The 24293-nt window shown below is 73.3% G+C and carries 20 protein-coding genes and 1 pseudogene; 8 read left to right on the top strand and 13 right to left on the bottom strand.

Going from position 1 to position 24293, the window contains the following annotated elements:
- Positions 1 to 66 precede the first annotated feature (66 nt).
- Positions 67 to 711 (top strand): superoxide dismutase, encoded by a 645-nt coding sequence (locus ABT154_RS30075; RefSeq protein ID WP_351860968.1) that lies wholly within the window; start codon positions 67 to 69, stop codon positions 709 to 711.
- 112 nt (positions 712 to 823) lie between these two features.
- Here ABT154_RS30075 and ABT154_RS30070 read toward each other — a convergent pair whose 3' ends face one another.
- A complete protein-coding gene (locus tag ABT154_RS30070; RefSeq protein ID WP_351860966.1) occupies positions 824 to 1459 on the bottom strand; it encodes a mycothiol-dependent nitroreductase Rv2466c family protein in 636 nt (211 codons plus the stop codon).
- A gap of 143 nt (positions 1460 to 1602) precedes the next feature.
- Between ABT154_RS30070 and pepN (ABT154_RS30065) the strand changes: the two genes are divergently transcribed.
- Positions 1603 to 4152, top strand: a complete 2550-nt coding sequence (gene pepN, locus ABT154_RS30065) for an aminopeptidase N (RefSeq protein ID WP_351860964.1) — start codon at positions 1603 to 1605, stop codon at positions 4150 to 4152.
- A 148-nt stretch (positions 4153 to 4300) separates the two neighbouring features.
- Positions 4301 to 5308, top strand: coding sequence for a hypothetical protein (locus ABT154_RS30060; protein ID WP_351860962.1), 1008 nt, complete (start codon positions 4301 to 4303; stop codon positions 5306 to 5308).
- A gap of 4 nt (positions 5309 to 5312) precedes the next feature.
- Here the strand turns inward: ABT154_RS30060 and ABT154_RS30055 are convergent, their stop codons facing one another.
- From ABT154_RS30055 to ABT154_RS30040, 4 genes are all read right to left on the bottom strand, one after another.
- Complete coding sequence (locus ABT154_RS30055; RefSeq protein WP_351860960.1) at positions 5313 to 6473, bottom strand: serine hydrolase domain-containing protein; 1161 nt, start codon at positions 6471 to 6473, stop codon at positions 5313 to 5315.
- Positions 6474 to 6574: 101 nt separating this feature from the next.
- Positions 6575 to 7042 carry an NUDIX hydrolase gene (locus ABT154_RS30050; protein WP_351860958.1) on the bottom strand — a complete coding sequence of 156 codons (468 nt, stop codon included), beginning with the start codon at positions 7040 to 7042 and terminating at the stop codon, positions 6575 to 6577.
- Positions 7043 to 7051: 9 nt separating this feature from the next.
- Complete coding sequence (locus ABT154_RS30045; RefSeq protein ID WP_351860956.1) at positions 7052 to 7603, bottom strand: HPP family protein; 552 nt, start codon at positions 7601 to 7603, stop codon at positions 7052 to 7054.
- 124 nt (positions 7604 to 7727) lie between these two features.
- Positions 7728 to 8630 (bottom strand): pyridoxamine 5'-phosphate oxidase family protein, encoded by a 903-nt coding sequence (locus tag ABT154_RS30040; protein WP_351860954.1) that lies wholly within the window; start codon positions 8628 to 8630, stop codon positions 7728 to 7730.
- A gap of 133 nt (positions 8631 to 8763) precedes the next feature.
- On the opposite strand from ABT154_RS30040, the gene ABT154_RS30035 reads away from it, so the two are divergent.
- The 3 genes from ABT154_RS30035 (at position 8764) to pepN (ABT154_RS30025) (ending at position 13175) form a co-directional block, all read left to right on the top strand.
- The gene (locus ABT154_RS30035) at positions 8764 to 9318 is read left to right on the top strand and encodes a CGNR zinc finger domain-containing protein (protein WP_351860952.1); all 555 of its coding nucleotides are present in this window, start codon (positions 8764 to 8766) and stop codon (positions 9316 to 9318) included.
- A gap of 113 nt (positions 9319 to 9431) precedes the next feature.
- Positions 9432 to 10448: an aspartate-semialdehyde dehydrogenase gene (locus tag ABT154_RS30030; protein WP_351860950.1), complete on the top strand. Its 1017-nt coding sequence runs from the start codon at positions 9432 to 9434 to the stop codon at positions 10446 to 10448.
- Positions 10449 to 10601: 153 nt separating this feature from the next.
- Positions 10602 to 13175 (top strand): aminopeptidase N, encoded by a 2574-nt coding sequence (gene pepN / locus ABT154_RS30025; protein ID WP_351860948.1) that lies wholly within the window; start codon positions 10602 to 10604, stop codon positions 13173 to 13175.
- 131 nt (positions 13176 to 13306) lie between these two features.
- Here the strand turns inward: pepN (ABT154_RS30025) and alc are convergent, their stop codons facing one another.
- From alc to ABT154_RS30005, 4 genes and pseudogenes are all read right to left on the bottom strand, one after another.
- On the bottom strand, positions 13307 to 14431 hold the full coding sequence (gene alc, locus ABT154_RS30020; RefSeq protein ID WP_351860946.1) for an allantoicase: 1125 nt from the start codon (positions 14429 to 14431) through the stop codon (positions 13307 to 13309).
- A gap of 59 nt (positions 14432 to 14490) precedes the next feature.
- Positions 14491 to 15417, bottom strand: coding sequence for a LysR family transcriptional regulator (locus ABT154_RS30015; protein WP_351860944.1), 927 nt, complete (start codon positions 15415 to 15417; stop codon positions 14491 to 14493).
- 20 nt (positions 15418 to 15437) lie between these two features.
- Positions 15438 to 15763: pseudogene (locus ABT154_RS34015) on the bottom strand (EamA family transporter); the annotation flags it as partial.
- A 5-nt stretch (positions 15764 to 15768) separates the two neighbouring features.
- Complete coding sequence (locus ABT154_RS30005) at positions 15769 to 16722, bottom strand: EamA family transporter (protein ID WP_351860943.1); 954 nt, start codon at positions 16720 to 16722, stop codon at positions 15769 to 15771.
- Positions 16723 to 16866: 144 nt separating this feature from the next.
- On the opposite strand from ABT154_RS30005, the gene ABT154_RS30000 reads away from it, so the two are divergent.
- Complete coding sequence (locus tag ABT154_RS30000) at positions 16867 to 17379, top strand: MarR family winged helix-turn-helix transcriptional regulator (RefSeq protein ID WP_351860941.1); 513 nt, start codon at positions 16867 to 16869, stop codon at positions 17377 to 17379.
- Between the two features lie 127 nt (positions 17380 to 17506).
- Here ABT154_RS30000 and ABT154_RS29995 read toward each other — a convergent pair whose 3' ends face one another.
- From ABT154_RS29995 to ABT154_RS29985, 3 genes are read right to left on the bottom strand one after another with little or no spacing between them, the layout of a single operon-like run.
- Positions 17507 to 17734 (bottom strand): hypothetical protein, encoded by a 228-nt coding sequence (locus tag ABT154_RS29995; protein WP_317877930.1) that lies wholly within the window; start codon positions 17732 to 17734, stop codon positions 17507 to 17509.
- A gap of 20 nt (positions 17735 to 17754) precedes the next feature.
- Positions 17755 to 19863 (bottom strand): 4-alpha-glucanotransferase, encoded by a 2109-nt coding sequence (gene malQ, locus ABT154_RS29990; RefSeq protein WP_351860939.1) that lies wholly within the window; start codon positions 19861 to 19863, stop codon positions 17755 to 17757.
- 1 nt (position 19864) lies between these two features.
- Positions 19865 to 20065: a hypothetical protein gene (locus tag ABT154_RS29985; RefSeq protein ID WP_317879082.1), complete on the bottom strand. Its 201-nt coding sequence runs from the start codon at positions 20063 to 20065 to the stop codon at positions 19865 to 19867.
- 235 nt (positions 20066 to 20300) lie between these two features.
- Between ABT154_RS29985 and ABT154_RS29980 the strand changes: the two genes are divergently transcribed.
- Entirely contained in the window at positions 20301 to 23498 is a 3198-nt protein-coding gene (locus tag ABT154_RS29980) for a beta-N-acetylglucosaminidase domain-containing protein (protein ID WP_351860937.1), read from the top strand.
- A gap of 96 nt (positions 23499 to 23594) precedes the next feature.
- Here ABT154_RS29980 and ABT154_RS29975 read toward each other — a convergent pair whose 3' ends face one another.
- Entirely contained in the window at positions 23595 to 24158 is a 564-nt protein-coding gene (locus ABT154_RS29975; protein WP_056558814.1) for an HNH endonuclease, read from the bottom strand.
- Positions 24159 to 24293: the final 135 nt, after the last annotated feature.

The following is a 24293-nucleotide window of genomic DNA, read 5'->3' as shown; positions in this document are numbered from 1 at the left end:
CCACCTGCTGCTAGCCTGCATTTGCATATAGGTTGCAATAAGCAGGAGCAGTCGAAGGGGCCTGGCATGGCGATCTACACACTTCCGGAGCTGCCGTACGACTACGCGGCGCTGGAACCGGTGATCGATCCGCAGATCATCGAGCTGCACCACGACAAGCACCACGCCGCGTACGTCAAGGGCGCGAACGACACCCTGGAGCAGCTGGAGGAGGCCCGCGACAAGGACCAGTGGGGCGCGGTCAACGGCCTGGAGAAGAACCTGGCCTTCCACCTCTCCGGCCACATCCTCCACTCCATCTACTGGAACAACATGGACAGCCCGAAGAACGGCGGGGGCGGCGAGCCGCTGGCCGCCGACGGCGTCGGTGACCTCGCGGACGCGATCACCGAGTCCTTCGGCTCCTTCGCCAAGTTCAGGGCCCAGCTCACCAAGGCCTCCGCGACCACCCAGGGCTCCGGCTGGGGCGTCCTCGCCTACGAGCCGGTCAGCGGCCGGCTCATCGTCGAGCAGGTCTACGACCACCAGGGCAACGTCGGCCAGGGCTCGGTCCCGATCCTGGTCTTCGACGCCTGGGAGCACGCCTTCTACCTGCAGTACAAGAACCAGAAGGCCGACTTCATCGAAGCCATGTGGCAGCTCGTCAACTGGCAGGACGTGAGCCGCCGCTACCAGGCCGCCAAGGCCTCCGTACCGCTGATCTCCTTCTGAACTCCGACTCCTGCTCGTGATCGTCTTCTCACCGTTCACCGGGCAGGCGGATGAAAGGAGAACCCCCGTGAGGACATGACTCACGGGGGTTCTTCCGGCTGCGCGACCGGGACTACTCGAAGCTGGGAGCCGCCGTCCGGGTGCGCTTGATCTCGTAGAAGCCCGGCGTCGACGCCACGAGCAGGGTGCCGTCCCACAGCCGGGCCGCCGCCTCGCCGCGCGGGGTGGGGGTGACCACCGGGCCGAAGAAGGCGACCTCGTCGCCGTCCGGGCCCGGCACCGCGACGACGGGGGTGCCGACGTCCTGGCCGACCTTGTCGATGCCCTCCTTGTGGGAGGCGCGCAGCTCGGCGTCATAGGTGTCCCTGTCGGCGTACTCGACCAGGTCCTCGGGCAGGCCGACATCCTTCAGGGCGCCGGCGATGGCCTCGCGGGTGGGGCCCTCGCCGTTGTTGTGGAAACGGCTGCCGAGCGCCGTGTAGAGCTTGCCGACGACCTCGTCGCCGTGCAGCTGCTGGGCGGCGACGACGACCCGGACGGGGCCCCAGGCCTGGGTCTCCAGCATCTCGCGGTACTCGGGCGGCACCTCGTCGAGGCGGTTCTCGTTGAGCACGGCCAGGCTCATGACCTTCCAGCGCACGTCGATCGGGCGCACCTGCTCCACCTCCAGCATCCAGCGGGAGGTCATCCACGCCCAGGGGCACAGGGGGTCGAAGTAGAAGTCGGCGGTGGTCCTGCTCTCGGACATCTCGCTCCTCGGTAAGGCCGTCGGGAAGGTGGTGCGCCGAAAGGAGGCAACGCCATGGCGGCGCGAAGGCATTCCCCTGTGCCGGGTGTCAGCCGCACATGGGAGGATCGGTGCTGTTTCGAACGTGCCACAAAGGAGTGACCGTGCCCGGTGAGAACCTGTCCCGCGACGAGGCCCACGAGCGGGCGGCGCTGCTGTCCGTCGACGGCTACGAGGTCGTCCTCGACCTCCGGTCGGCGGTCGGCGACTCCGCCGAGGAGGTGCGCACCTTCCGCTCGGAGACGACGATCCGCTTCCGCCGCACCGGCGAGGGCACGAGTACGTTCGTCGACCTGATCGCCCCGTCCGTGACCTCGGTCACCCTGAACGGGCGCGCGCTCGACCCCGCGGTCGTCTTCGACGGCTCGCGGATCGCGCTCGACGGCCTCGCCGACGACAACACGCTCGTGGTGGACGCGCAGTGCGCCTACAGCCGGACCGGCGAGGGCATGCACCGCTTCGTCGACCCGGAGGACGGCGAGGTCTACCTCTACACGCAGTACGAGCCGGCCGACGCCCGCCGGGTGTACGCCGACTTCGAGCAGCCCGACCTCAAGGCCCCGTACCGCTTCTCGGTGACCGCGCCCGAGGGCTGGACGGTCTGGTCGAACGGCGCGGGCGAGCAGGACGCCGAGGGCGTGTGGCGGTTCGCGGAGACGGCGCCGATCTCCACGTACATCACCTGTGTCGTGGCGGGCCCGTACCACTACGTGACGGACTCGTACCGGCGCGGCGACCTGGAGATCCCGCTCGGCGCGATGTGCCGGAAGTCGCTCGCGAAGCACTTCGACGCGGACGACGTCTTCCTGATCACCAAGCAGGGCTTCGACTTCTTCCACGACAACTTCGACTACCCGTACCCCTTCGGGAAGTACGACCAGGCCTTCGTCCCCGAGTACAACCTCGGCGCGATGGAGAACCCGGGCCTGGTGACCTTCCGCGAGGAGTACATCTACCGCGGCAAGGTGACGCAGGCGGCGTACGAGAGCCGGGCCAACGTCATCCTCCACGAGATGGCGCACATGTGGTTCGGCGACCTCGTCACCATGGTGTGGTGGGACGACCTGTGGCTGAAGGAGTCCTTCGCCGACTTCATGGGCTCGTTCGTGAACGCCGAGGCGACCCGTTTCAGCAACAGCTGGGTGACCTTCGCCAACAACCGCAAGTCCTGGGCGTACCGCGCCGACCAGCTGCCGTCCACCCACCCGATCACGGCCGACATCCGTGACCTGGAGGACGCCAAGCTCAACTTCGACGGCATCACGTACGCCAAGGGCGCCTCGGTCCTCAAGCAGCTCGTCGCCTACGCGGGCCGGGACGCGTTCCTGGAGGGCGCCCGCCGCTACTTCAAGCGCCACGCCTACGGGAACACCCGCCTCGCGGACCTCCTCACGATCCTGGAGGAGACCTCCGGCCGTGACATGAAGACCTGGGCGAAGTCCTGGCTGCAGACCTCCGGCGTGAACAGCCTGACCCCGGCCGTCACCTACGACGCGGAGGGCCGGATCACCGAACTCGCCGTCCTCCAGGAGGGCGACGAGCTGCGCCCGCACCGGGCCGCCGTCGGCCTCTACCGGATCTCCGGCGGGGACCTCGTGCGCTACGCGCGGGCCGAGGCCGACCTCACCGGCGCCCGGACCGTCGTCACCGAGCTCGCGGGCGAGGAGCGGCCCGACCTGGTCCTCGTCAACGACGACGACCTCACCTACTGCAAGATCCGCTTCGACGACGGCTCCCTCGCCGCCCTGCGCGAGCACCTCGGCGACATCACCGACCCGCTGGCCCGCGCCCTGTGCTGGTCCGCGCTGTGGAACCTGACCCGTGACGGGCTGATGCCCGCCCGGGACTTCGTCTCCGTCGTGCTCGCCTTCGCGGGCCGCGAGACCGAGATCGGCGTCCTCCAGATGGTGCACGCCTGGACGAAGTCGGCCGTCACCCTCTACGCCGCCCCCGAGTGGCGCGAGGAGGGCGGGCGGCTGCTCGCCGAGGGCGCCCTGCGCGAGCTGCGGCTCGCCGAGGCGGGCAGCGAGCACCAGCTGACCTGGGCGCGTTTCTTCGCGGCCACCGCCGGTGCGGACGCCGACTTCCAGCTCCTGGAGGGGCTGCTCGACGGTACGGCGAAGATCGACGGGCTCGACGTCGACCAGGAGCTGCGCTGGGCGCTGCTCTCCCCGCTGGCCGCGCACGGCCGCGCGGACGAGGTCCGGATCGACGAGGAGCTGGGCCGGGACGACACCGCGACCGGCAAGCGCCACCAGACCCGGCTGCTCGCCTCGCGTCCCTCGGCGGCGGTCAAGGCGCAGGCCTGGGCGCAGGTCGTCGAGTCGGACACCCTGTCGAACGCGCTGGTCGAGGCGACGATCGCGGGCTTCGTCCAGCCCTCGCAGCGCGAGCTGATCGCGCCGTACGCGGAGAAGTACTTCGCGGCGATCGAGCGGCTGTGGGCCGAGCGGTCGATCCAGATCGGCATGGACGTGGTCCGGGGCCTGTTCCCGGGGCTCCAGGACGACGAGGCGACGCTGGCCGCGACGGACGCGTGGCTCTCGGAGCACGAGTCGGCGGCGCCGGCTCTGCGGCGCCTGGTCCTCGAAGCCCGGGACGACCTGGCGCGGGCGCTGCGGGCGCAGGCCTGCGACGGGCGCGCGGCGGAGTAGCCGGCAGGTGAGGGGAGCGGCGCCCCGGAAGGTGCGCCGCTCCCCCATCGACACTCGAACGTGCGTACTTTAGGGCGAGGTTGTCCCCAATTGTCGACGAGCGTGTAACAGGGGTTAGGGGAACCTTCGCAAGCGGAAGACCCCTCGCATGAACCACAACTCCCCCATCACCCCCTGCCCCGTCCCCCTCGCCTGCCGCACCGGCGGCACGCAACGCCTCGCTTCCGCCGACCAGTTGAGGCGCCGGGGCGTCGCGTCCCGCGAGGTCGCCGCGCGCTGCCGGCCCGGCGGCGGCTGGCAGCAGCTGCTGCCCGGTGTCTTCCTGCTCCAGCCGGGCGTACCCACCAGCGAGGACCGGCTCCACGCGGCGCTGCTCTACGCCCGCAGGACCGGGGCCGTACCCCCGCAGGGCCCCGACGCCATGATCACCGGACTCGCCGCGCTGACCCTGCACCGCTTCTCCTCCGCTCCCCCGCTGACCGCCCTCGACCGGATCGACGTCCTGGTGCCGAGGACCCGGCGGCTGCGCTCGACCGGCTGGGTGCGGATCGTGCGCGCCCCCGAGTCCCCGGAGCCGCTGGAGCTCACCGGGGTCCCCGTCGCCCCGGTCGCCCGCGCCGTCGCCGACGCGGTGTCGGGCCTCTCGGACCCGGAGGCCGTACGCCGGCTGCTCACCGAGGCGGTCCGCGGTGGGCACTGCGAACCGGGCTCGGTGGTACGGGAGTTGAGCCGGGCGCGGCTGCTCACCCGGGCGCATGTGGTGGACGCGGTGGACGCGCTGCTCGCCGAGGGCCGCTCGCTGTCCGAGGAGCGGCTGTACGAGATGGTGCGGGAGTTCGCGCTGCCGGACCCGCTGTGGAACGTGGACCTGCGGCTGCCGGGCGGCCCGCACCTGGGCGGGGTGGACGCCTACTGGCCGGACCAGGCGGTCGCCGTCGAGCTGGACACCCGGGCGCCCCGGCGGGACGACGACGCGCTGTGGTCCGAGTACACCCGCAAGCGCGAGCACCTGGAGCGGCTCGGCATCACGGTCGTCCACCTCACCCCGCGCAAGCTGCGCGAGGCGATGGACCAGCAGGCCACCGTGGTGCGTACGGCGCTGATGGCCGCGCCGGAGCGGCAGCCCGCCGCGTACGTCTCCGTCCTGCCGCGGTGACGGCCTACTTCGCGGGGGCGGCGCCGGTGCCGCAGAACTCGGCCTCGACGACCTTCTGGGTGTCGCCCGTCCAGTCGGCGTTGAAGTTGCCGGCGAGGGAGTGCTCGCCGTCGCGGGTCACCTGGGCGAGGGAGGTGGAGCCGTGGATGCCGCCGCCGTGGCCCCAGACCTCCTGCCCGCAGCTCAGCTTCTCCTTCATGAGCCCGAGGCCGTAGCCCACGTTCGGGAACTCGGGGGAGATCCGCACCGTGGTGGTCATCTCCTTCAGACCGTCCTTGGTGAGGAGCCGGCCCTTGAGCAGGGCGCGGTAGAAGGTCTGCAGATCGCGGGAGTCGGAGATGATCTCGCCCGCCGCGCCCGCGATGCTCGGGTTGAGCGCGGAGACGTCGTGGACGGGGGCGTTCACGTCCCGGGAGAGCTTGGAGTACGCCGGGCTGCTGGGCTGCGGCATGGCCGAGCGGGTCCCGGGGACGGTGGTGGCGCGGAGCTTGAGCGGCTTGATGATCCGGTTCTCGACGGCCTTGCCGTAGGGGCGGCCGGTGACCTTCTCGATCACCATGCCGGCCAGCACGAAGTTGGTGTTGGAGTAGTTCCAGGAGGTGCCGGGGGCGAAGTCCGGCTTGTGGCTCATGGCGACGGCGACCAGCTGCTTCGGGGTCCAGGTGTCGTAGCGGTGCTCCAGGAAGCCGGGGCCGAAGACCTTCTCCTGGAAGGCGGGGTCCTCGGTGTAGCTGTAGATGCCGCTGGTGTGGTTGAGCAGCTGGCGGACGGTGATCCTCCCGCCGTCGTGGCCGTTGCCGCTGACGACGCCGGGCAGCCACTTCCCGACCGGGTCGTCGAGGTCGATGCGGCCCTCCGCCTGGAGCTGGAGGAGGACGGTGGCGGTGAAGGTCTTGGTGATGGAGCCGACGCGGTAGCGGTCGTTCCCCTTGCGGTCGCCGGCGGTTCCGGTCCAGGTGCCGTGACCGTCGCGGGCCTGGGCGACGGCGCCGGGCACCCCGGCGTCGACGGCGTCCCTGAGCGCCTGCTGCGTGGCCGCGTGGTCCTGCTTCGCCGGTGCGGGCGCCGGTGCCGCCGCCAGCGCGGGGGCGGCGAGCGCGGTGGCGGTGATCCCCGCGACCAGGACGGCGGCCAGGACGGTGCGGGTGGTGCGTACGGCTGACATGCGGGCTCCCCTGTGACTCTGCTGTGCGTGTGCTGCGGTCGGCGGGGAGGACCGAGGGACCGCGGGGATGGTTGAGCGAGTGTGGGGCGGTTGAGCCCTTTTCAGCCGTTTGACGGATCGGTGAGGCGGGAGCGGCCTACCGGGGGCCGCTCGCGCCACAGGTCGAGGCCGATGTCGACGAGTTCGACCCGGGGCAGGGCGGCGACGGTGTCGAGCGGGTGCCAGGCGGCGAGGTCCGTGGATCCGCCGGTCTCGTTGCGCAGGGCGCCCCCGGCGACCTGGGCCTCGTAGATGATCCGCAGGCCCTGGAAGTCGCCCGGCCCCCCGAACCGGCGGAGCCAACTGCGGCGGATGGAGTCGACGCCGAGGAGGGCGGTGGGCTCGACGAGATAGCCGGTCTCCTCCTCGACCTCCCGGGCCATCGTCCGTACGGGCTCCTCGCCGTGGTCCATGCCACCGCCGGGCAGGGTCCACCGCCTGGTCCCGTCGTCCGCGACCCAGCGGGCGAGGAGCAGCTCGCCGTCCCGGACGCACACGGCATAGGCCGCCACCCTCAACTCCTGCTTCATGCAACGAGGTTAGAACCAGTACGCGGGATACTCCCGGCCCGTGACGCGGGCGGCTCCGAGGCCGACGGCGACCAGCAGGACGGAGGCGAGGGCGAGAAGGCCGATAAACGACCCGAAGGGCGGCGACTGGAGGGCGACGATCACGGCGGTGGCCGCGGCGGGCGAGTGCGGGGTGCGGGCCGCCATCATCACGCCGAGCGCGAGGCCGCCCGCGACGGCGGCGGACCAGAGGCCCGGCCCCGCGAGGGCCAGCACGGCGAAGCCGGTGAGCGCGGAGAGCAGCTGGCCGCCGACGACCGAGCGCGGCTGGGACAGCGGGAGGTCGGGGGCGCCCGCCACCAGGGCCATGCTCGCCGCCAGCGGCGGGATCAGCAGGGGCAGGTGGAGCACGGTCCCGACGGCCACCAGGATCAGGAGGGCGGCGACGCTGCCGACGGTGGAACCGAGCAGCACCCGGAGCCGGGGGCGCGGGGGCGGACCGGGGCGGGCGGCGGCTCGGGGCGGAGTGGCGGCCGTGGCCGCGGCCGGCAGGGTGGCTTCGGGGGCCGGGGTGGTGGTCACGTGCGGTCCTCGGGGTGTCGGCGGAGGCGGCTTCGGAGGGATCGGCGGTTCAGGCGGAGGGGGTGATCGGCGGTTCACGCGGCCGGGTCGATCGGCGGTTCACGCGGCCGGGTCGATCGGCGGTTCAGGCGGCCGGGTCGATCGGTGAGCGGTCCACGGCCGACCAGCGCAGGGGGCTGCCCGCCGGGGTCTCGACCGTGCGCTCGACCCGGAAGCGGGTGACCCGCCCCTCGGGGCCGTACTCGGTGTGGGCGAGGCCGCTGAGCTGGAGGGTCGTCCCGGTCTCCCAGTCCAGGAAGAGCAGCCCGGCGCGCCCGTCCGACTCCAGGTTGCCCAGGGTCAGGAACATCGCGTTGCCCGGGTAGTCGCGCCAGGTGAGCTCGCGGGGCGCTTCGACCCGGACGAAGCCGGGGTTGCCACCCCGGTGGCTGGTCTCGACGCCGTGGGGGCCGACGGTGGCGACGAAGAAGGTGTCGGCGGCACGGACGCGGCGCACCTGGTCGGGGGTGAGCACCTCGCCGTGCCGCACGGCACCGGTTCCGGGGCCGGCCGGGTCGGAGCCGTACCACTCCCGTCGGTGGAGGTACTTCGGGCAGTTGGAGAAGACCCGCTCGGCCTCGATCACCATCCCGCGCGCGCTGGGCCTGGCGGTGCCGTTGAGGCGCATCCGGCGGCGGGTGCGGGGGTCGAGGGCGAGGGTGCCGACGGCGGTGCCTTCGACGGTGACGGCCCCGGCCAGCGGGTCGTGGGCGGGAAGGCCACCCGCGACGGAGAGGGTGTGCGGGCCGGTGGCGCGGACGAAGCCGGGGGCCCCGGCGAGGAGGCTCGACCAGACGCGGCCGGAGCGGTCGGCGGCGCCGAGCAGCAGCATGGGCTGGGCCGCCAGGAAGGCGGCGGCGACGGGCCGGATGCCGGGGGCGATGGAGCGGCCGACGTGGGCGGCGAGGTCGCGGACGCCGAAGCGGTCCTGGAGGGCGAGGGAGCCGGGGTGGTACGCGGGTCCGGGCTGCGTGTCGTGGGAGCCCACGGGGTCCTCCAGAGGGTGCGGATGCCGGGGCTTCTCCGAGCTAACCCCTTAATTCGACTTTAATGGTTAGTCGGGAGGAGCGTCAACCGCTCACGTATTCTTGAGGGGTTAGTTCGCCGAGAAGGGTGCCGCCATGACCGCCGCCACGACCCCCGTCGACCCGCGACCGCTCACCGGCGAGCCCGTCTCCCTGGACCTCCTCAACACCCGCTGGAACGAGGACGGCGTCCGGCAGGACCTGCTCACCGGGGTCGAGGGCCTCGCCGTCTGGCTCACCGCCAACGGCCTGGCCGAGCGGTTCACCGCCGACGCTGCCACCCTCCGCCACACCCTCACCGCCCGGGACGCGCTCGCCGCGCTCGTCGACCGCCCCGGCGACCCCGACGCCACCGCCCGCGTCGACGCCGTCCTCGGCCACGGCCGCATCCGGGCCACCCTCACCACCGAAGGCCCCGGCGAGCGCGCCGAGTTCACCGACCCCGCCCGGGGCCCCGGCTGGACCGCCGCCCGCGACTACCTCGACCTGCTCCGCACCGCGCCCGACCGGATCCGGGCCTGCGCCCACGAGGCGTGCATCCTGCACTTCTTCGACACCTCGCGGAACGGCACCCGCCGCTGGTGCTCGATGGCGGTCTGCGGCAACCGGGCCAAGGCCTCCCGCCACTACGCCCGTACGAAGGAGAGCTGAGGCGGACACCCGGCCGGCCGTCCCGGCCCTTGGACAATGGATTGGACAAGGCGGCACGGGACATACGCATCATGGACCGGCAGCACCCTGCACATACGTACGGAGGAGTCCCCGTGAAGGTCGGAATCGTCGGAGCCACCGGTCAGGTCGGCACAGTCATGCGCAGCATCCTGGCCGAGCGCGAGTTCCCGCTCGACGAGCTGCGGCTCTTCGCGTCCGCCCGCTCCGCCGGCACCGTCGTCGACGGCGTCACGGTCGAGGACGCCTCCACCGCCGACTACACCGGCCTGGACATCGTCCTGTTCTCCGCCGGTGGTGCCACCTCCAAGGCCCTCGCCGAGAAGGTCGCCTCCCAGGGCGCCGTCGTGATCGACAACTCCTCCGCCTGGCGCCGCGACCCCGAGGTCCCGCTGGTCGTCTCCGAGGTCAACCCGCACGCGGTCAAGGACCGCCCCAAGGGCATCATCGCCAACCCGAACTGCACCACCATGGCCGCCATGCCGGTCCTCAAGCCGCTCCACCAGGAGGCCGGCCTGACCGCACTGGTCGCCACCACCTACCAGGCCGTCTCCGGCTCGGGCGTGGCCGGTGTCGCCGAGCTGCGCACCCAGGCCCGCGCCGTAGCCGAGACCGCCGACCGGCTGGCCTTCGACGGCGGGGCCGTCGAGTTCCCCGAGCCCACCGTCTACCAGCGCCCCATCGCGTTCAACGTGGTCCCGCTGGCCGGCTCGATCGTCGACGACGGCTCCTTCGAGACCGACGAGGAGCAGAAGCTCCGCAACGAGTCCCGCAAGATCCTGGAGATCCCGGAGCTCAAGGTCTCCGGCACCTGCGTCCGGGTCCCCGTCTTCTCGGGCCACTCGCTCCAGGTCAACGTCCGCTTCGAGCGTCCGATCAGCGTCGAGCGCGCCTACGAGCTGCTCAAGGACGCCGAGGGCGTCGAGCTCTCCGAGATCCCGACCCCGCTCCAGGCGGCCGGCAAGGACGCCTCGTACGTCGGCCGCATCCGGGTGGACGAGACCGTCGACAACGGTCTGGCGCTCTTCGTCTCCAACGACAACCTGCGCAAGGGCGCGGCGCTGAACGCCGTGCAGATCGCGGAACTGGTCGCGGCGGAGCTCAAGGGCTGAACCGTACGGCCCCCGGAGGGGCGGTGACCCGTAGCGGGTCGCCGCCCCTCCGGCGTGCCCGGGCCCGGATCGCGCCGTGGAAATGTTCGGTGCGCCGCCGAGCCGCCCCGTGGAAGGATGGCCCAAACGTCACGAAACCGAGGAGTTGACCGGGTGCCTGGCACGAACCTGACCCGTGAAGAGGCTCAGCAGCGGGCGGCGCTGCTGACCGTGGACGCGTACGAGGTCGAACTCGACCTCACCGGTGCGCAGGAGGGCGGCACCTACCGGTCCGTCACCACCGTCCGCTTCGATTCCGCCGAGGCCGGTGCCTCGACCTTCATCGACCTCGTCGCGCCCGCCGTCCACGAGGTCGTCCTCAACGGCCACGCGCTCGACGTCGCCGCCGTCTTCCGCGACTCGCGGATCGCCCTGGACCGCCTCGCCGCGGGCCGCAACGAGCTCAAGGTGGTCGCGGACTGCGCGTACACCAACACCGGCGAGGGCCTGCACCGCTTCGTCGACCCGGTCGACGACCAGGCCTATCTGTACACCCAGTTCGAGGTGCCGGACGCGCGTCGCGTCTTCGCCTCGTTCGAGCAGCCCGACCTCAAGGCGACCTTCCAGTTCACCGTGAAGGCCCCGAGCGGCTGGTCGGTCATCTCGAACTCGCCGACCCCGAAGCCCGAGAACGACGTGTGGGTCTTCGAGCCGACCCCCCGCATCTCGACCTACATCACGGCCCTGATCGTCGGCCCGTACCACTCGGTGCACTCGACGTACGAGAAGGACGGCCAGACCGTCCCGCTCGGCATCTACTGCCGTCCCTCGCTCGCCGAGTTCCTCGACGCGGACCACATCTTCGACGTGACCCGCCAGGGCTTCGACTGGTTCCAGGAGAAGTTCGCGTACGACTACCCGTTCGCGAAGTACGACCAGCTCTTCGTGCCCGAGTTCAACGCGGGCGCGATGGAGAACGCGGGCGCGGTCACCATCCGCGACCAGTACGTCTTCCGCTCGAAGGTGACGGACGCGGCGTACGAGCGGCGCGCCGAGACCATCCTGCACGAGCTGGCCCACATGTGGTTCGGCGACCTCGTGACCATGGAGTGGTGGAACGACCTCTGGCTGAACGAGTCGTTCGCCACCTTCACCTCGGTCGCCTGCCAGGCCTCGGTGCCCGGCACCCGCTGGCCGAACGCCTGGACCACCTTCGCCAACGCGGAGAAGACCTGGGCCTACCGCCAGGACCAGCTGCCGTCGACGCACCCGATCATGGCGGAGATCAACGACCTGGAGGACGTGCTCGTCAACTTCGACGGGATCACGTACGCCAAGGGCGCGAGCGTGCTCAAGCAGCTCGTCGCCTACGTCGGCGAGGACGAGTTCTTCAAGGGCGTCCAGGCCTACTTCCAGGCGCACGCCTTCGGCAACACCCGCCTCTCCGACCTCCTCGGCGCCCTTGAGGAGACCTCGGGCCGCGACCTCAAGACCTGGTCGAAGGCATGGCTGGAGACCGCCGGCATCAACATCCTCCGCCCGGAGATCGAGACCGACGAGAACGGCTCCATCACCGCCTTCGCCGTCAGGCAGGAGGCCCCGGCGCTGCCCGCCGGCGCCAAGGGCGAGGCCGTGCTGCGCCCGCACCGGATCGCGATCGGCTTCTACGACCTCGACGCGGCCGGCAAGCTGGTCCGCACCGAGCGCCTCGAACTCGACATCGAGGCCGCCGAGCTGACCGCCGTACCGCAGCTCCTCGGCACGTCCCGCCCGGCGGTCGTCCTCCTCAACGACGACGACCTGTCGTACGCCAAGGTCCGCCTCGACGAGGTGTCCCTCAAGAACGTCACCGCGCACCTCGGCGACTTCGCCGAGTCCCTGCCGCGCGCCCTCTGCTGGGCCTCGGCCTGGGACATGACCCGCGACGGCGAGCTGGCCACCCGCGACTACCTGGACCTGGTGCTCTCGGGCATCGCCAAGGAGTCCGACATCGGTGTGGTCCAGTCGCTCCAGGGCCAGGTCAAGGCGGCCCTCGACCTGTACGCGGCGCCGGAGTTCCGGGCCACCGGCCTGGCCCGCTGGGGCGCCTTCGCCCAGGAGCAGCTGCGCGCCGCCGCGGGCGGCAGCGACCACCAGCTGGCGTGGGCGCGGGCCTTCGCGGCGACCTCCCGTACGGACGCGGAGCTCGACGTGCTCGCCGGGCTGCTCGACGGCTCCGTGGTGATCGAGGGCCTGGCCGTCGACACCGAGCTGCGCTGGGCGTTCGTGCAGCGGCTCGCGGCCACCGGCCGCTTCGACGAGGCGGAGATCGCCGCCGAGCTGGAGCGCGACCGTACGGCGGCGGGCGAGCGGCACGCGGCGACCGCGCGTGCGGCCCGTCCGGCGGAGGCGGCGAAGGCGGAGGCCTGGGCCTCGGTCGTCGAGGACGACAAGCTGGCCAACGCCGTGCAGGAGGCCGTCATCGGCGGCTTCGTCCAGTCCGACCAGCGCGAGCTGCTCGCCCCGTACACGGCGAAGTACTTCGCGTCGATCAAGGGCGTCGCGGAGACCCGCAGCCACGAGATGATCCAGCAGATCGTGGTCGGCCTCTACCCGGCGCTCCAGGTCTCGCAGGAGACCCTGGACGCCACGGACGCGTGGATCGCGGAGAACGACCCGGTCCCGGCGCTGCGTCGCATGGTGACGGAGTGCCGCGCGGGCGTCGAGCGCGCCCTGAAGGCGCAGGCGGCGGACGCGGCCGCGAAGTAGGCCGGCAGGCCGTACGAAAGAAGGGGCGCCCTCCCCCGTGGGGGCGCCCCTTCCTCGTCCGTGGAGTCCGCCCTGCGGGCGGGCGTCGGCGCGCGGCCGCTCCGCCGGGCGGAAGGGTGCGGGTCCTTCGCTCAGCCGCCCAGACGGGCGAACCGGGCCCGGAGGTCGGCCGCGCCCTGCTCCGTAAGCGCCCCGTACAGCCGCATCCGGGCCACGCCGCCGTCGGGGAAGGCGTCGAGGCGGACGTGGGTGACCACGGCCTGCGCGGGCAGCTTGAAGCGGTGCAGGGTGTCGGGCTGGAGCCGGGTCCGGGGGATGATCTCGAACCACTCGCCCGTCTCGCCGTTACGGCCCTGGAGGGCGATCCAGCCGGCCGAGTTGCCCTTGAGGTAGGCGGTGTCGATCTCGACGGCGCGGACTGCGCCCTGCGCGGCGAGCCGGAAGCGCACCCAGTCGTTGGTGTCGCGCACCCGGCGGCGGCGGTTCTCCCAGCCGTCGTCCATCTTGCGAGAGGTGCCGGGCAGGATGATCTGGGTCGGCGAGGAGTAGAACTTGTCCGAGGCGTCCTCGTACGAACCGCCGTTGAGCACGGAGATCAGGTCGAGGGTGCCGAGCAGCTCCAGCCACTCGGGGTCGGGCACGACCTCGCCGTGGACGCGGAGGCGGGCGATCCCGCCGTCGGGGTGCTGGCAGACGCGGAGGTGGGTCCAGCGGCGCTCGGCACCGATGGTGAAGCCGTTGGCGGCGTGGCCGCGCACGGGGGTCGGCGGGACCAGCTCCTCCCACTTCGCGTCGAGCAGTTCCCCGGGGCTGGGCGAACCCTCCACGGCGGTGGCCTGGATGCTGACCCGCTGCGGGTAGTTGCCGCGGAAGTGGGCGGTGTCGACGACGATCCCGCGGATGACGCCGGGGGCGCCGAGCCGGACGATCGCCCAGTCGTGGTCCTCGGGGGCCGGGAAGACGTTCTCGGCGTCCGCGCCGCGGCGGCGGCGGGTCTCCCAGCCGTCCATGATCTTGCCCTTGTGGCCGAAGTGCTCCGGGTCGAAGACGGCGCGCTCGCGGACGAGGAGGTTCTCGCGCTCGGCGAAGAACTCGTCGTTCGCGGCGACGACTCCGGCGCCGAGGCGGCGGTCGGCGAGGTCGACCAGCTCGGTGAAGGGGAAGTCACCGGTGCGGTAGTCGGCGTACGGGTCGCCTCCGGAGTAGGGGGCGGCGTCGTTGGCGTGCGGGTCCTGGTTCACGTCGAGGCTGCTCATGGGACGAGCTTCCTCCGGCCGGGACACCCCGGTCCATCGAATGTTTTCGACGATACTGTTCAGCTCTGCTGAACGGTCTCCCGGGCCGCCGCCGCCTGCCGGAGCGCCGCGAGCACCCGCGCCACCGCCGGACCCTCCGCCGCCCCGCGCCGCACCGCGGCCACCACATGGCGGCGCGGCTGGTCGGCGGAGAGGACCCGCATCACGACGCCGGTGCCGCCGGGGCGCTCCGCCGAGGCCATCCGGGGCACCAGGGCGATGCCCATCCCGGCCTCGACCATGGCGAGGATCGCGGTCCAGCCGGAGGCGCTGTGGGCCTGCTCGGGGACGAATCCGGCGGCCTCGCAGGCGGCCGTGGTGATCTCCGACCAGGGCCCGGAGCCGCCGAAGATCCAGGGTTCGGCGGCGAGGTCGGCGAGCCGGAGTCCCGGCGCGCCGACGTGCGGATGCCCGGCGGGCAGGGCCACGTCGAGGGGGTCGGCGAGCAGCGGCACCCGGCTGAACTTGGGGTCGCGGGCGGAGGGGGCGTGCGCGGCGAGCGAGAGCGCCAGATCGGCCTCGCCGGCCGAGAGCAGCTCGTACGCCTCCGCCGCCTCGGCCTCCGTGATCCGGACGTCGAGCCCGGGGTGCGCGGTGCGGAGCTGCCGTACGGCGGGTACGACGAGCGCGGTGACGGAGGTCGAGAAGGCCGCGACCCGCACCTGGCCGGCCTCGCCCCGCAGATATCCGTCGAGTTCGGCGTCTGCGCGCTCCAGCTGGGCGAACACCACCTCGGCGTGCCGCAGCACCAGATGGGCGGCGTCGGTGAGCCGGACGCGCCGGCCCTGGGCCTCCAGGAGCCGCACCCCGAGCTGTTTGGCGAGGTTGGTGAGCTGCTGCGACACGGCCGAGGGGGTCATGAGCAGGGCCTCCGCGGTCGCGGTGACGGTGCCGCGGTCACGGAGGGTGCGGAGGATCTGGAGCTTCTTGATGTCCCACTCGGTCATGGGGCGCAACATATCCGGCCCAGGAAGCGGAGGTGGCGGCGGATCGGGTGGCGCTGCCGCCAGGTCTCGCGGGCGGCGAGCGGGGCGACGGCGACGAGGGCGACGAGGGCGACGATCCAGCGCCAGAAGGCGGCCTGCACCGGGGGACGGTGTCGTGGAGGGCGCGGGCGACGACGAAGCTGCCGGACCGGACGACGGTGGCGAGCAGGGCGAGGAGCACGCCGAGGCCGGCGCCCTTGACGGGTGCCGGCCTCTCGGGGGCTGCGGTGGTGGTGTCGCTCGTATCGGTGTCGGTGTCGGCGATGTCCGGGGCCGCGGTCGGGTGGCGGACGGCGGTCGGCTTCATGCCGCCTACCGTCGCACCGCCGAAACTTCCAGGTCCATCGAAACTTCCTGACCATTCTTTTCAGTCGAACTGAACGATTCGACTGGTGCGGCCGGAGTCTTGGGGGTATGGGGGCTCAGCTGGCCCGCCAGCGTGGCGCCGAAGGCGATCGTCATGCCGAGCACCTGCACCGGGCCGAGGGACTGACCGAGCGCCACCCAGCCGATGACGGCCGCGGTGATCGGGGAGAGCGGGCCGAGGAGGGTGGCCGAGGAGGCGCTCAGCCGCTCGATGCCGCGGAACCAGAGGAAGTACGAGATGGCGGTGTTGCCGAAGGCGAGGTAGGCGTAGCCGGCCAGGTTGGTGCCGGTCAGGGCCGGCGGGGCGCCCTCGACGAGGAAGGCGATGGGCAGGATGACCAGGCCGCCCGCGGTGAGCTGCCAGCCGGTGAGCGCGAGGGCTCCGACGCCCTCGGGGCGGCCCCAGCGCTTGGTGAAGACGATGCCGGCGGACATCGAGAGCGAGGAGAGCAGTCCGGCGAACACACCGACCAGGTCGAAACCGGCCCCGGCCTTGAGGACGACGAGGCTGACACCGAAGGCGGCGGCGACGGCGGTGAGCAGGGTCTTCACCGTGGGCTTCTCGCCGAGGAGGAGGGCGGCGAGGCCGACGACGAAGAGCGGGCCGACGGAGCCGACGACGGCGGCGATACCGCCGGGGAGCCGGTAGGCGGCGAGGAAGAGCAGCGGGAAGAAGGCGCCGATGTTGAGGGCGCCGAGGACGGCCGCCTTTCCCCACCAAGCGCCCTGCGGGAGCTTGCGGGTGAGGGCGAGGAGCAGGAGTCCGGCGGGCAGGGCGCGCATCAGACCGGTGAAGAGCGGCCTGTCGGGCGGCAGGAACTCCGTGGTGACGAAGTAGGTGGAGCCCCAGGAGATCGGGGCGAGGGCGGTCAGTGCGACGACGGCTGCCTTGCGGGACATGACGGGTTCCCCCTGTTGCGATGCGGCGGCGCCGGCTCCCTGGCGGGCGCCGGACTGGCTTGGCAGTAATTAACTTAGCACTAAGCTACTTACTTGCAAGTGACTTTCTTGCCATCGAGTCACGCGGAAGAGGAGACTGCTCGCATGGAGACGAAGAACCCCGGACCCGCGCATGACGCCGTCGACGCCATCGCCGACCAGTGGGGGGCCGTGCGCCCCGACCTGGACACCGTGCCGATGGCCGTGTTCGGGCGGATCTACCGCCTGTCCAACGCCATGCGCGGCAGGGTCGACAAGGCGTACGCGCCCTACGGCATGGCCCTCGGGGAGTTCGACGTGCTCGCGACCCTGCGCAGGTCCGGCGCGCCGTACACGCTCTCACCGCGCGAGCTGACCGCCACGCTGATGATCACGACCGGCGGGATGACCGGCCGGCTGGACAAGCTGGAGAAGGCCGGGCTGCTCACCCGCAGCCCCGACCCGAACGACCGGCGGGGCCTGCGGGTCACGCTCAGCGAGCGCGGCCGGGAACTGGTGGACCGGGCCGTCGAGGCCGGTCTCGGGGAGCAGCGCGCCGCCCTGGAGGCCGCGCTCACCGAGGAGGAGGCGGACCAGCTGACCGGGCTGCTGCGGAAACTGCTCGCCACGACGGTGTGAGGGGCCGGGCCCCCGCGAAGGCCCGCATCCGCCGGGCCCGGGCCCGTGAAGGGCCTCGACGCACGCGAGGGCGCCGCGCGGTACCTCGTACCGTGCGGCGCCCTCGGCGGAGAGAAGGAAGCGGCCGTCAGGCCTTCTTGGACTTGTCGAGCACCATCACCAGGCCGGCGATCACCAGGAACAGCACCAGCGGTGCCGCCACGAACAGACCGAGGGTCTCGATGACCTCCAGCTTGGGAGCCGGGTCGTCGCCGTCGTCGCGGGTGAGAGCGAGCGCGGGGGACGACATGAGCAGCATCATCAGCGTCGTACCGGCCGCGATCGAGCCGGCGCGCAGTGCGTTCTTCTTGTCCACGGTGCAAACGTAGCGAACACCTAAACGGGCCGCGCGCCCGGGGGTGCCGTACGGGCGTCCGGGGCCTCCGTCCCGGCCCTGAGTTCACGCAGCAGCGCGTGCGCGCGGGGCGAGGCGGCGAGCCCTTCCAGGGTGAGCGGCTGCCCGTCCGGGCCCGCCAGCGGCAGCCGCCAGTTGGGGTACTCGTCCCAGGTTCCCGGCAGGTTCTGCGGTCTGCGGTCCCCCACCGTGTCCGGCAGCCACACCCCCACCATCCGGGCCGGGGTGCCGAGCAGGAACCGGTGGACGGCCCTGATCTCCGCCTCGTCGTCCCCGGGTCCCCCGGGCCCCTCGGGAAACAGCCCGAGCCGCTCGAACAGGCCGAGCCACTCGGCGGTCCCGGCCGCGTCCGCCGCCCGCTCCCGCCCCAGGTCGCCGGAGAGCAGCCCGAGCCGGTGCCGCAGGGTGACGTGGTCGCCGGAGAGCCGGGCGGCCGTCGGGGGCAGGTCGTGGGTGGTGGCGGTGGCCACGCACGCGGCCCGCCAGGCGTCCTGCGGCAGCGGCCGGCCGCTGCCCTCCCAGTCCCGCTCGAACCAGAGCACGGAGGTGCCGAACACCCCGCGCCCGGCCAGCGCCTCGCGCACCCCCGGCTCGACCGTGCCGAGGTCCTCGCCGATGACCAGGGCCCCGGCGCGGTGCGCCTCCAGGACGAGGACCGCGAGCATCGCCTCGGCGTCGTACCGGACGTAGGTGCCCTCGGTGGGCTCGCGGCCCTCCGGCACCCACCAGAGCCGGAACAGGCCCATCACATGGTCGATGCGCAGCGCGCCCGCGTGCCGCAGGAGTTCGCGCAGGAGACCGCGGTACGGGGCGTAGCCGGCGGCGGCGAGGGCGTCGGGGCGCCAGGGCGGCAGCCCCCAGTCCTGGCCCCGGGCGTTGAACGCGTCGGGCGGGGCACCGACCGACATGCCGGCCGCGAAGGCGTCCTGCCGGGCCCAGACGTCGGAGCCCTCCGGGTGGACGCCGACGGCCAGGTCGTGGACGATCCCGACGGCCATCCCGGCCTCGCGGGCCGCCGAGGCGGCGTCGGCGAGCTGCCGGTCCGTCAGCCAGGCGAGCCGGCAGTGGAAGTCGACCCGGGCGGCCAGGGCGGGGTCGTCGCGGACCGCGGCCTCCGCCGTGCGCGGGTCGCGCAGCGGCTCGGGCCAGCCGCGCCAGTGGTGGCCGTGCCGCTCGGCGAGGGCCTGGTAGGTGGCGTGGTCCTCCAGGGCGCGGCCCCGCGCGGCCAGGAAGTCATGGAAGTCGGCGCGCCGCCCCGGACCGGGCTCCACGCTCCCCAGGACGAGTTCCAGGGCGCGCAGCTTGACCTCCCACACGGCGTCCCGGTCGATGGACGCACCCTTGCCGAGGACCCGTTCGCGCAGTTCGGCGGCCTCCGCGAGGATGCCGTCGAGCTCCTCGCGGCGCTCGGGGCCGAGCAGGGCGTACTCGGGGATCTCCTCGATCCGCAGGTGCACGGGGTCGGGGAAGCGGCGGGAGGAGGGGCGGTACGGGGAGGGGTCGCTCGGAGCCCCGGGCACGCCCGCGTGGAGCGGGTTGACCTGGACGAAACCGGCCCCGTGGGTGCGGCCCGCCCAGCTGACCAGCTCCCGCAGGTCGCCGAGGTCGCCCATGCCCCAGGAGCGCGTGGAGAGCAGCGAGTAGAGCTGGACGAGGAGTCCGTAGGAGCGCCGCTCGGGGGCGGGTACGCGCGCGGGGCTCACGATCAGGGTGGCGGTGGCCGTGCGTCCGTCGGGGGCCTGCGCGTCGACCGCGTGGACGCCGAGGGGCAGCCGCTCCCAGTCCTCGCCGGTGAGGACGGCGCCGTCCTCGGTGGTGACGCGGAGCCGGGTGCCGGGCGGCAGGCCGTCGGGCAGGCGGACGGGCTCCTCGCCGTGCCGCCTGACCAGGGTCGGGGGCAACAGCCGCTCCCGGTCGGCCCGTTCCGCCGCTTCGAGGGCCGCGGCGACGGCCTCGGGGGTGGCCGCGTCCACACCGAGGGCGCCGAGGACGGCGACCACGGTCGTGTCCGGTACGGGCACGGTGACCCCTTCGGAGGGGCTGTACGCGGTGGCGACGCCGTGACGGGCGGCGAGACGGGCCAGGGTCACTTCACACTCCGGGGGACTCCGTGCCGACCGCGCTGCCGGGGGCGGTGGCTTCGCTGGTGAGGGGGGCCGCCACGGTGAGCGGCGGTTCGCTGGTCAGGGGCGCGGCGTCGGGGAGCGGCGGTTCGCTGGTCAGCGGTTCGCCGCCGGGCGCCGGCTGCTGCGGAATCCGTATCCGTCCGAGGTGCTGGGCGGTCGTGGTCACGGGGGTCTCCCGATTCGTCTCGACAGGTGGGACCTGGGTCACGAAGGAGGCCTACCCACCGCACCTCGTTTTACCGGCGGAAAGCGGCGAAGTGACGTCACCTCGCCGACGGCTCGCCGGGCAAAGCCGACACATCGGCCACTCTCATTGACACCCCAGTACGACGGGTGGTGGGCTCGTGACCTACTCGTGACCATCCGGCGGAGCGGCCGGGACCCGGCCGAAGGGAGACCCCGTGCACCTCGGGCGCAGGAAGCGCACCGCGACGGCCGTGGCCGCCGCCGTCATCGGCGGCCTCCTCGGCGGCGTGGTGCCGGGCTCGGCGCTGGCGTTCCCGGCGGCCCCTGCCTCTCCGGCGGCGCTCGGGGCCCCGCGCGCGCCGCTCGCGCCGCTCGCCCCGGTGACGCCTTCCGACCCGAAGGCCCCGACGGCCCCCACCGCCGCCGCGCGGACCGCCACCGCCGGTGCTCCCGCCGTCTGGCCCCGCCCGCAGTCGCTGACCGCCGCCGGGCCCTCCGTACGTCTCGGGGGCGAGGTGACGCTGCTCGCGGACGAGGACGCCGATCCGTACGCCCTCACGGCCCTGCGCGCGCTGCTGAGGGCGGCCGGGGTGCGGACGATCCACGAAGGTCTCCCGGGCCGGGGGCCGGTCCTGCGGATCGCGGGGCGCGACGGCTCGGCCGCGGAGGAGGCGCTGAGCGCCCTGCGGGTGCCCGACCGGATCGATCTGCCGCGCGGCGGCTACCGGCTCGCCACGGGCCGCTTCCAGGGCCGGGACACGGTCGTCCTGGACGGGGTGGGCGGGGACGGGCTGTTCCACGCCGTGCAGACGCTGCGTCAGCTCGTCGGCGAGGGCCGGGAGGTCCCCGGGGTCGTGGTCCGCGACTGGCCGGGCACGGCCGAGCGGGGGATCACGGAGGGCTTCTACGGCAGCCCCTGGACGGCGCGGCAGCGGCTCGCGCAGATCGACTTCCTGGGCAGGACCAAGCAGAACCGCTATCTGTACGCGCCCGGGGACGACCCGTACCGGGGGGCGCAGTGGCGCGAGCCCTACCCGGCCGCCCAGCAGGCCGAGTTCCGGGCGCTCGCGGAGCGGGCCCGCGCGAACCACGTGACGCTCGGCTGGGCCGTGTCGCCCGCCCAGTCGATGTGCCTGTCCTCGGGCTCCGACGTGACGGCGCTGACCCGGAAGCTCGACGCGATGTGGGCGCTGGGCGTGCGCTCCTTCCAGCTCCAGTTCCAGGACGCCTCCTACGACGAGTGGCACTGCGACCGGGACGCCGACGCGTTCGGGCGCGGCCCGGAGGCGGCGGCGTCCGCGCACGCGCGCGTGGCGAACACCGTGGCCCGCCGGTTCGCCGAACGGCACCCGGACGCCGAGCCGCTGACGGTGATGCCGACGGAGTACTACCAGGACGGCGCGACCGCGTACCGCACGAAGCTCGCCGAGGCGCTCGACGCGGACGTGCGGGTGGCGTGGACCGGTGTCGGGGTCGTCCCGCGCACGATCACCGGGGGCGAGCTGGCGGGGGCGCGCGGCGCCCTGCGCCACCCGCTGGTCACCATGGACAACTACCCGGTCAACGACTACGCCCAGGACCGGCTGTTCCTCGGCCCCGCCACCGGCCGGGACCCGGCGGTGGCCGCCGGTTCCGCCGCCTACCTGGCCCACGCGATGGAGCAGCCCGCTGCGTCCCGGGTGCCGCTGTTCACGGCCGCCGACTACGCCTGGAACCCGCGCGGCTACCGGCCGCGGGAGTCCTGGCGGGCGGCCGTCGACGACCTCGCGGGCCCCGAACCGGCGGCCCGCGAGGCGCTGCGGGCGCTCGCCGGGAACGGCGCCTCCTCGGTTCTCGACCCGGCGGGCGAATCGGCGTACCTGAAGCCGCTCCTGGACGCCTTCTGGGCCTCCCGCGCGACCAGCGGCGCCGGGGCGGACGCGCGGCGGGAGAAGGCGGCGCGGGAGCTGCGGGACGCCTTCACCGTGATGCGCCGGGCCCCCGAGCGGCTCGCGGCCACCGCCGGCGGCGCCCTCGGCGACGAGACCGGCCCCTGGCTCGACCAGCTCTCCCGGTACGGCCTCGCGGGCGAGACGGCGGTCGACATGCTGCTCGCCCAGGCGCGCGGCGACGGCGTGGCGGCCTGGGAGGCGCAGCTGCGCCTCGAACCGCTCCGGAAGGAACTCGCCGCGAGCCGGGTGACGGTCGGCGCGGGGGTGCTGGACCCGTTCCTCACGCGCGCGGTGGACCGGGCCGCGGCCTGGACCGGCGCCGACCGCACCCCGGCGGCCCGTGCCGACCGCGCGAGCGGCTCGTACACGGTGCGGCTCGACCGGGCGCGGTCCGTGGAGGCGCTGACGGTGATGGCCGAGCCGGGCGGGAGCGGCCACGCGCGCGTGGAGGCGTTCGTGCCGGGTGAGGGCTGGCGGTCGCTGGGCCCGCTGTCGGCGTCCGGGTGGACCCAGACCGAGCCGAAGGGGCTGCGGGCGGACGCGCTGCGGGTGGTGTGGGACGCCGAGGAGCCCGCGCCCGAGGTGCGGGCGCTGGTGCCCTGGTTCGCGGACGGGCCGCGCGCGGGGCTCGACCTGGCGCGGGCGGAGACGGACGCGGAGATCGGCGGCCCGGCGCTGAAGGTGGACGTGGAGCTGTCGGGGCGGCGCGCGGGCGAAGTGCGCGGGCCGCTGACGGCGAGGGCCCCGAAGGGGGTCACCGTACGGCTGCCGGAGGAGGCCGTGGTGGAGCGGGGCGCGCGGACGACCGTCCCGCTGGAGGTGTCGGTGGCGCCGGGCGTGCCGGTGGGCGCGTACCGGGTGCCGGTGTCCTTCGCGGGCGAGGAGCGGGTGCTGACCGTGCGGGCCTTCCCCCGTACGGCCGGTCCCGATCTGGCGCGGGCGGCGACGGCCTCCTCCTCGGGCGACGAGACGGCGGACTTCCCGGCCGCCTCGGCGGTGGACGGCGATCCGGCCACCCGCTGGTCCTCCCCGGCGGAGGACGGCGCCTGGTGGCAGCTGGAGCTGCCGGAGCCGGCCCGGATAGGGCGGGTGGTGCTGCACTGGCAGGACGCGTACGCCTCCCGCTACCGGGTCCAGGTCTCGGCCGACGGGCGGGTGTGGCGCACGGCGGCGGCGGTGGCGGACGGCAGGGGCGGACGGGAGTCGGTCCGGATGGACGCGGCGGACACCCGTTTCCTGCGGGTGCAGGGGGAATCGCGGGCGACCCGGTTCGGTTACTCGCTCTGGTCGGTGGAGACGTACGCGGTGGCGGCGCCGAAGCCGCCGGCGGGCGCGGGACCGGCCCGGTCCGCCCGGGAGGGGCCCGCGAAGCCGCCGGAGAGGACTCCGGACAGCGCGCCCGGCACCACGCCCGACGCCGCGCCTGAGACGACGCCGGACGCCGCGTCGGCGGGCACGCCGGAAGAGCGGCCCACCCCCTGAGGGGTGCGCCGCCCGGTTCCGTACCGCCGCGTACGCGAAGCCGTACCGCCCGCGCAGGCGGTGCCGTACCGCCCCCGCGTACGCGAAAGGCCCGGCTCAACCCGTCGTCAGCGCCCTCACGGGGGCGTCTGCGACGGAGTCGATCCGGGCCATCACGTCCTCGGCTCCGTACGGCTGGAGGTACGGCAGCCAGCGGGGGTCCCGGTGTCCGGTCCCGATGATCCGCCAGGCCAGGCCGGTGGGCGGGGCCGGTTGGTGGCGCAGCCGCCAGCCGATCTCGCGCAGGTGCCGGTCGGCCTTGACGTGGTTGCAGCGGCGGCAGGCCGCCACCACGTTCTCCCAGGCGTGGGTGCCCCCACGGCTGCGCGGGATGACGTGGTCGACGCTGGTCGCGACCGCCCCGCAGTACGCGCAGCGCCCGCCGTCACGGGCGAAGAGCGCCCTGCGGGTCAAGGGAACGGGCCCCCGGTAGGGGACCCGCACGAAGCGCTTCAGTCGCACCACGCTGGGCGCGGGGACGACTTGGGTCTCGCTGTGCAGGAAGGCGCCGGATTCCTCGAGGCAGAGAGCCTTGTTCTCCAGGACGAGGACGAGTGCGCGGCGGAGCGGTACGACGCCGAGCGGCTCGTACGACGCGTTGAGGACCAGGACATGCGGCACGGATGCCTCCTATGACGCCGGCGGCGCGTGGCTCGCGCCGGGACGAACTGCTCTCAGTCTCCCCTCATGCCTGGTCGGAACGCCACCACGTACCGGGATCGGGGTGACCGGCCCGGCGTGTTCTCGACCACATCG

Source organism: Streptomyces sp. NPDC001728 (genome assembly GCF_040297565.1).
Lineage (GTDB): Bacteria > Actinomycetota > Actinomycetes > Streptomycetales > Streptomycetaceae > Streptomyces.
This window is presented reverse-complemented; position numbering and strand designations above follow the sequence as displayed.

What these genes read in the sequence shown, in the direction of transcription:
- ABT154_RS30055 (WP_351860960.1), bottom strand. Translation starts at nt 6,473, where the DNA reads ATGTCAGCCGTACGCACCACCCGCACCGTCCTGGCCGCCGTCCTGGTC.
- ABT154_RS30060 (WP_351860962.1), top strand. Translation starts at nt 4,301, where the DNA reads ATGAACCACAACTCCCCCATCACCCCCTGCCCCGTCCCCCTCGCCTGC.
- ABT154_RS30005 (WP_351860943.1), bottom strand. Translation starts at nt 16,722, where the DNA reads ATGTCCCGCAAGGCAGCCGTCGTCGCACTGACCGCCCTCGCCCCGATC.
- alc (WP_351860946.1), bottom strand. Translation starts at nt 14,431, where the DNA reads ATGAGCAGCCTCGACGTGAACCAGGACCCGCACGCCAACGACGCCGCC.
- ABT154_RS30070 (WP_351860966.1), bottom strand. Translation starts at nt 1,459, where the DNA reads ATGTCCGAGAGCAGGACCACCGCCGACTTCTACTTCGACCCCCTGTGC.
- ABT154_RS30000 (WP_351860941.1), top strand. Translation starts at nt 16,867, where the DNA reads ATGGAGACGAAGAACCCCGGACCCGCGCATGACGCCGTCGACGCCATC.
- ABT154_RS30015 (WP_351860944.1), bottom strand. Translation starts at nt 15,417, where the DNA reads ATGACCGAGTGGGACATCAAGAAGCTCCAGATCCTCCGCACCCTCCGT.
- ABT154_RS30075 (WP_351860968.1), top strand. Translation starts at nt 67, where the DNA reads ATGGCGATCTACACACTTCCGGAGCTGCCGTACGACTACGCGGCGCTG.
- ABT154_RS30035 (WP_351860952.1), top strand. Translation starts at nt 8,764, where the DNA reads ATGACCGCCGCCACGACCCCCGTCGACCCGCGACCGCTCACCGGCGAG.
- ABT154_RS30050 (WP_351860958.1), bottom strand. Translation starts at nt 7,042, where the DNA reads ATGAAGCAGGAGTTGAGGGTGGCGGCCTATGCCGTGTGCGTCCGGGAC.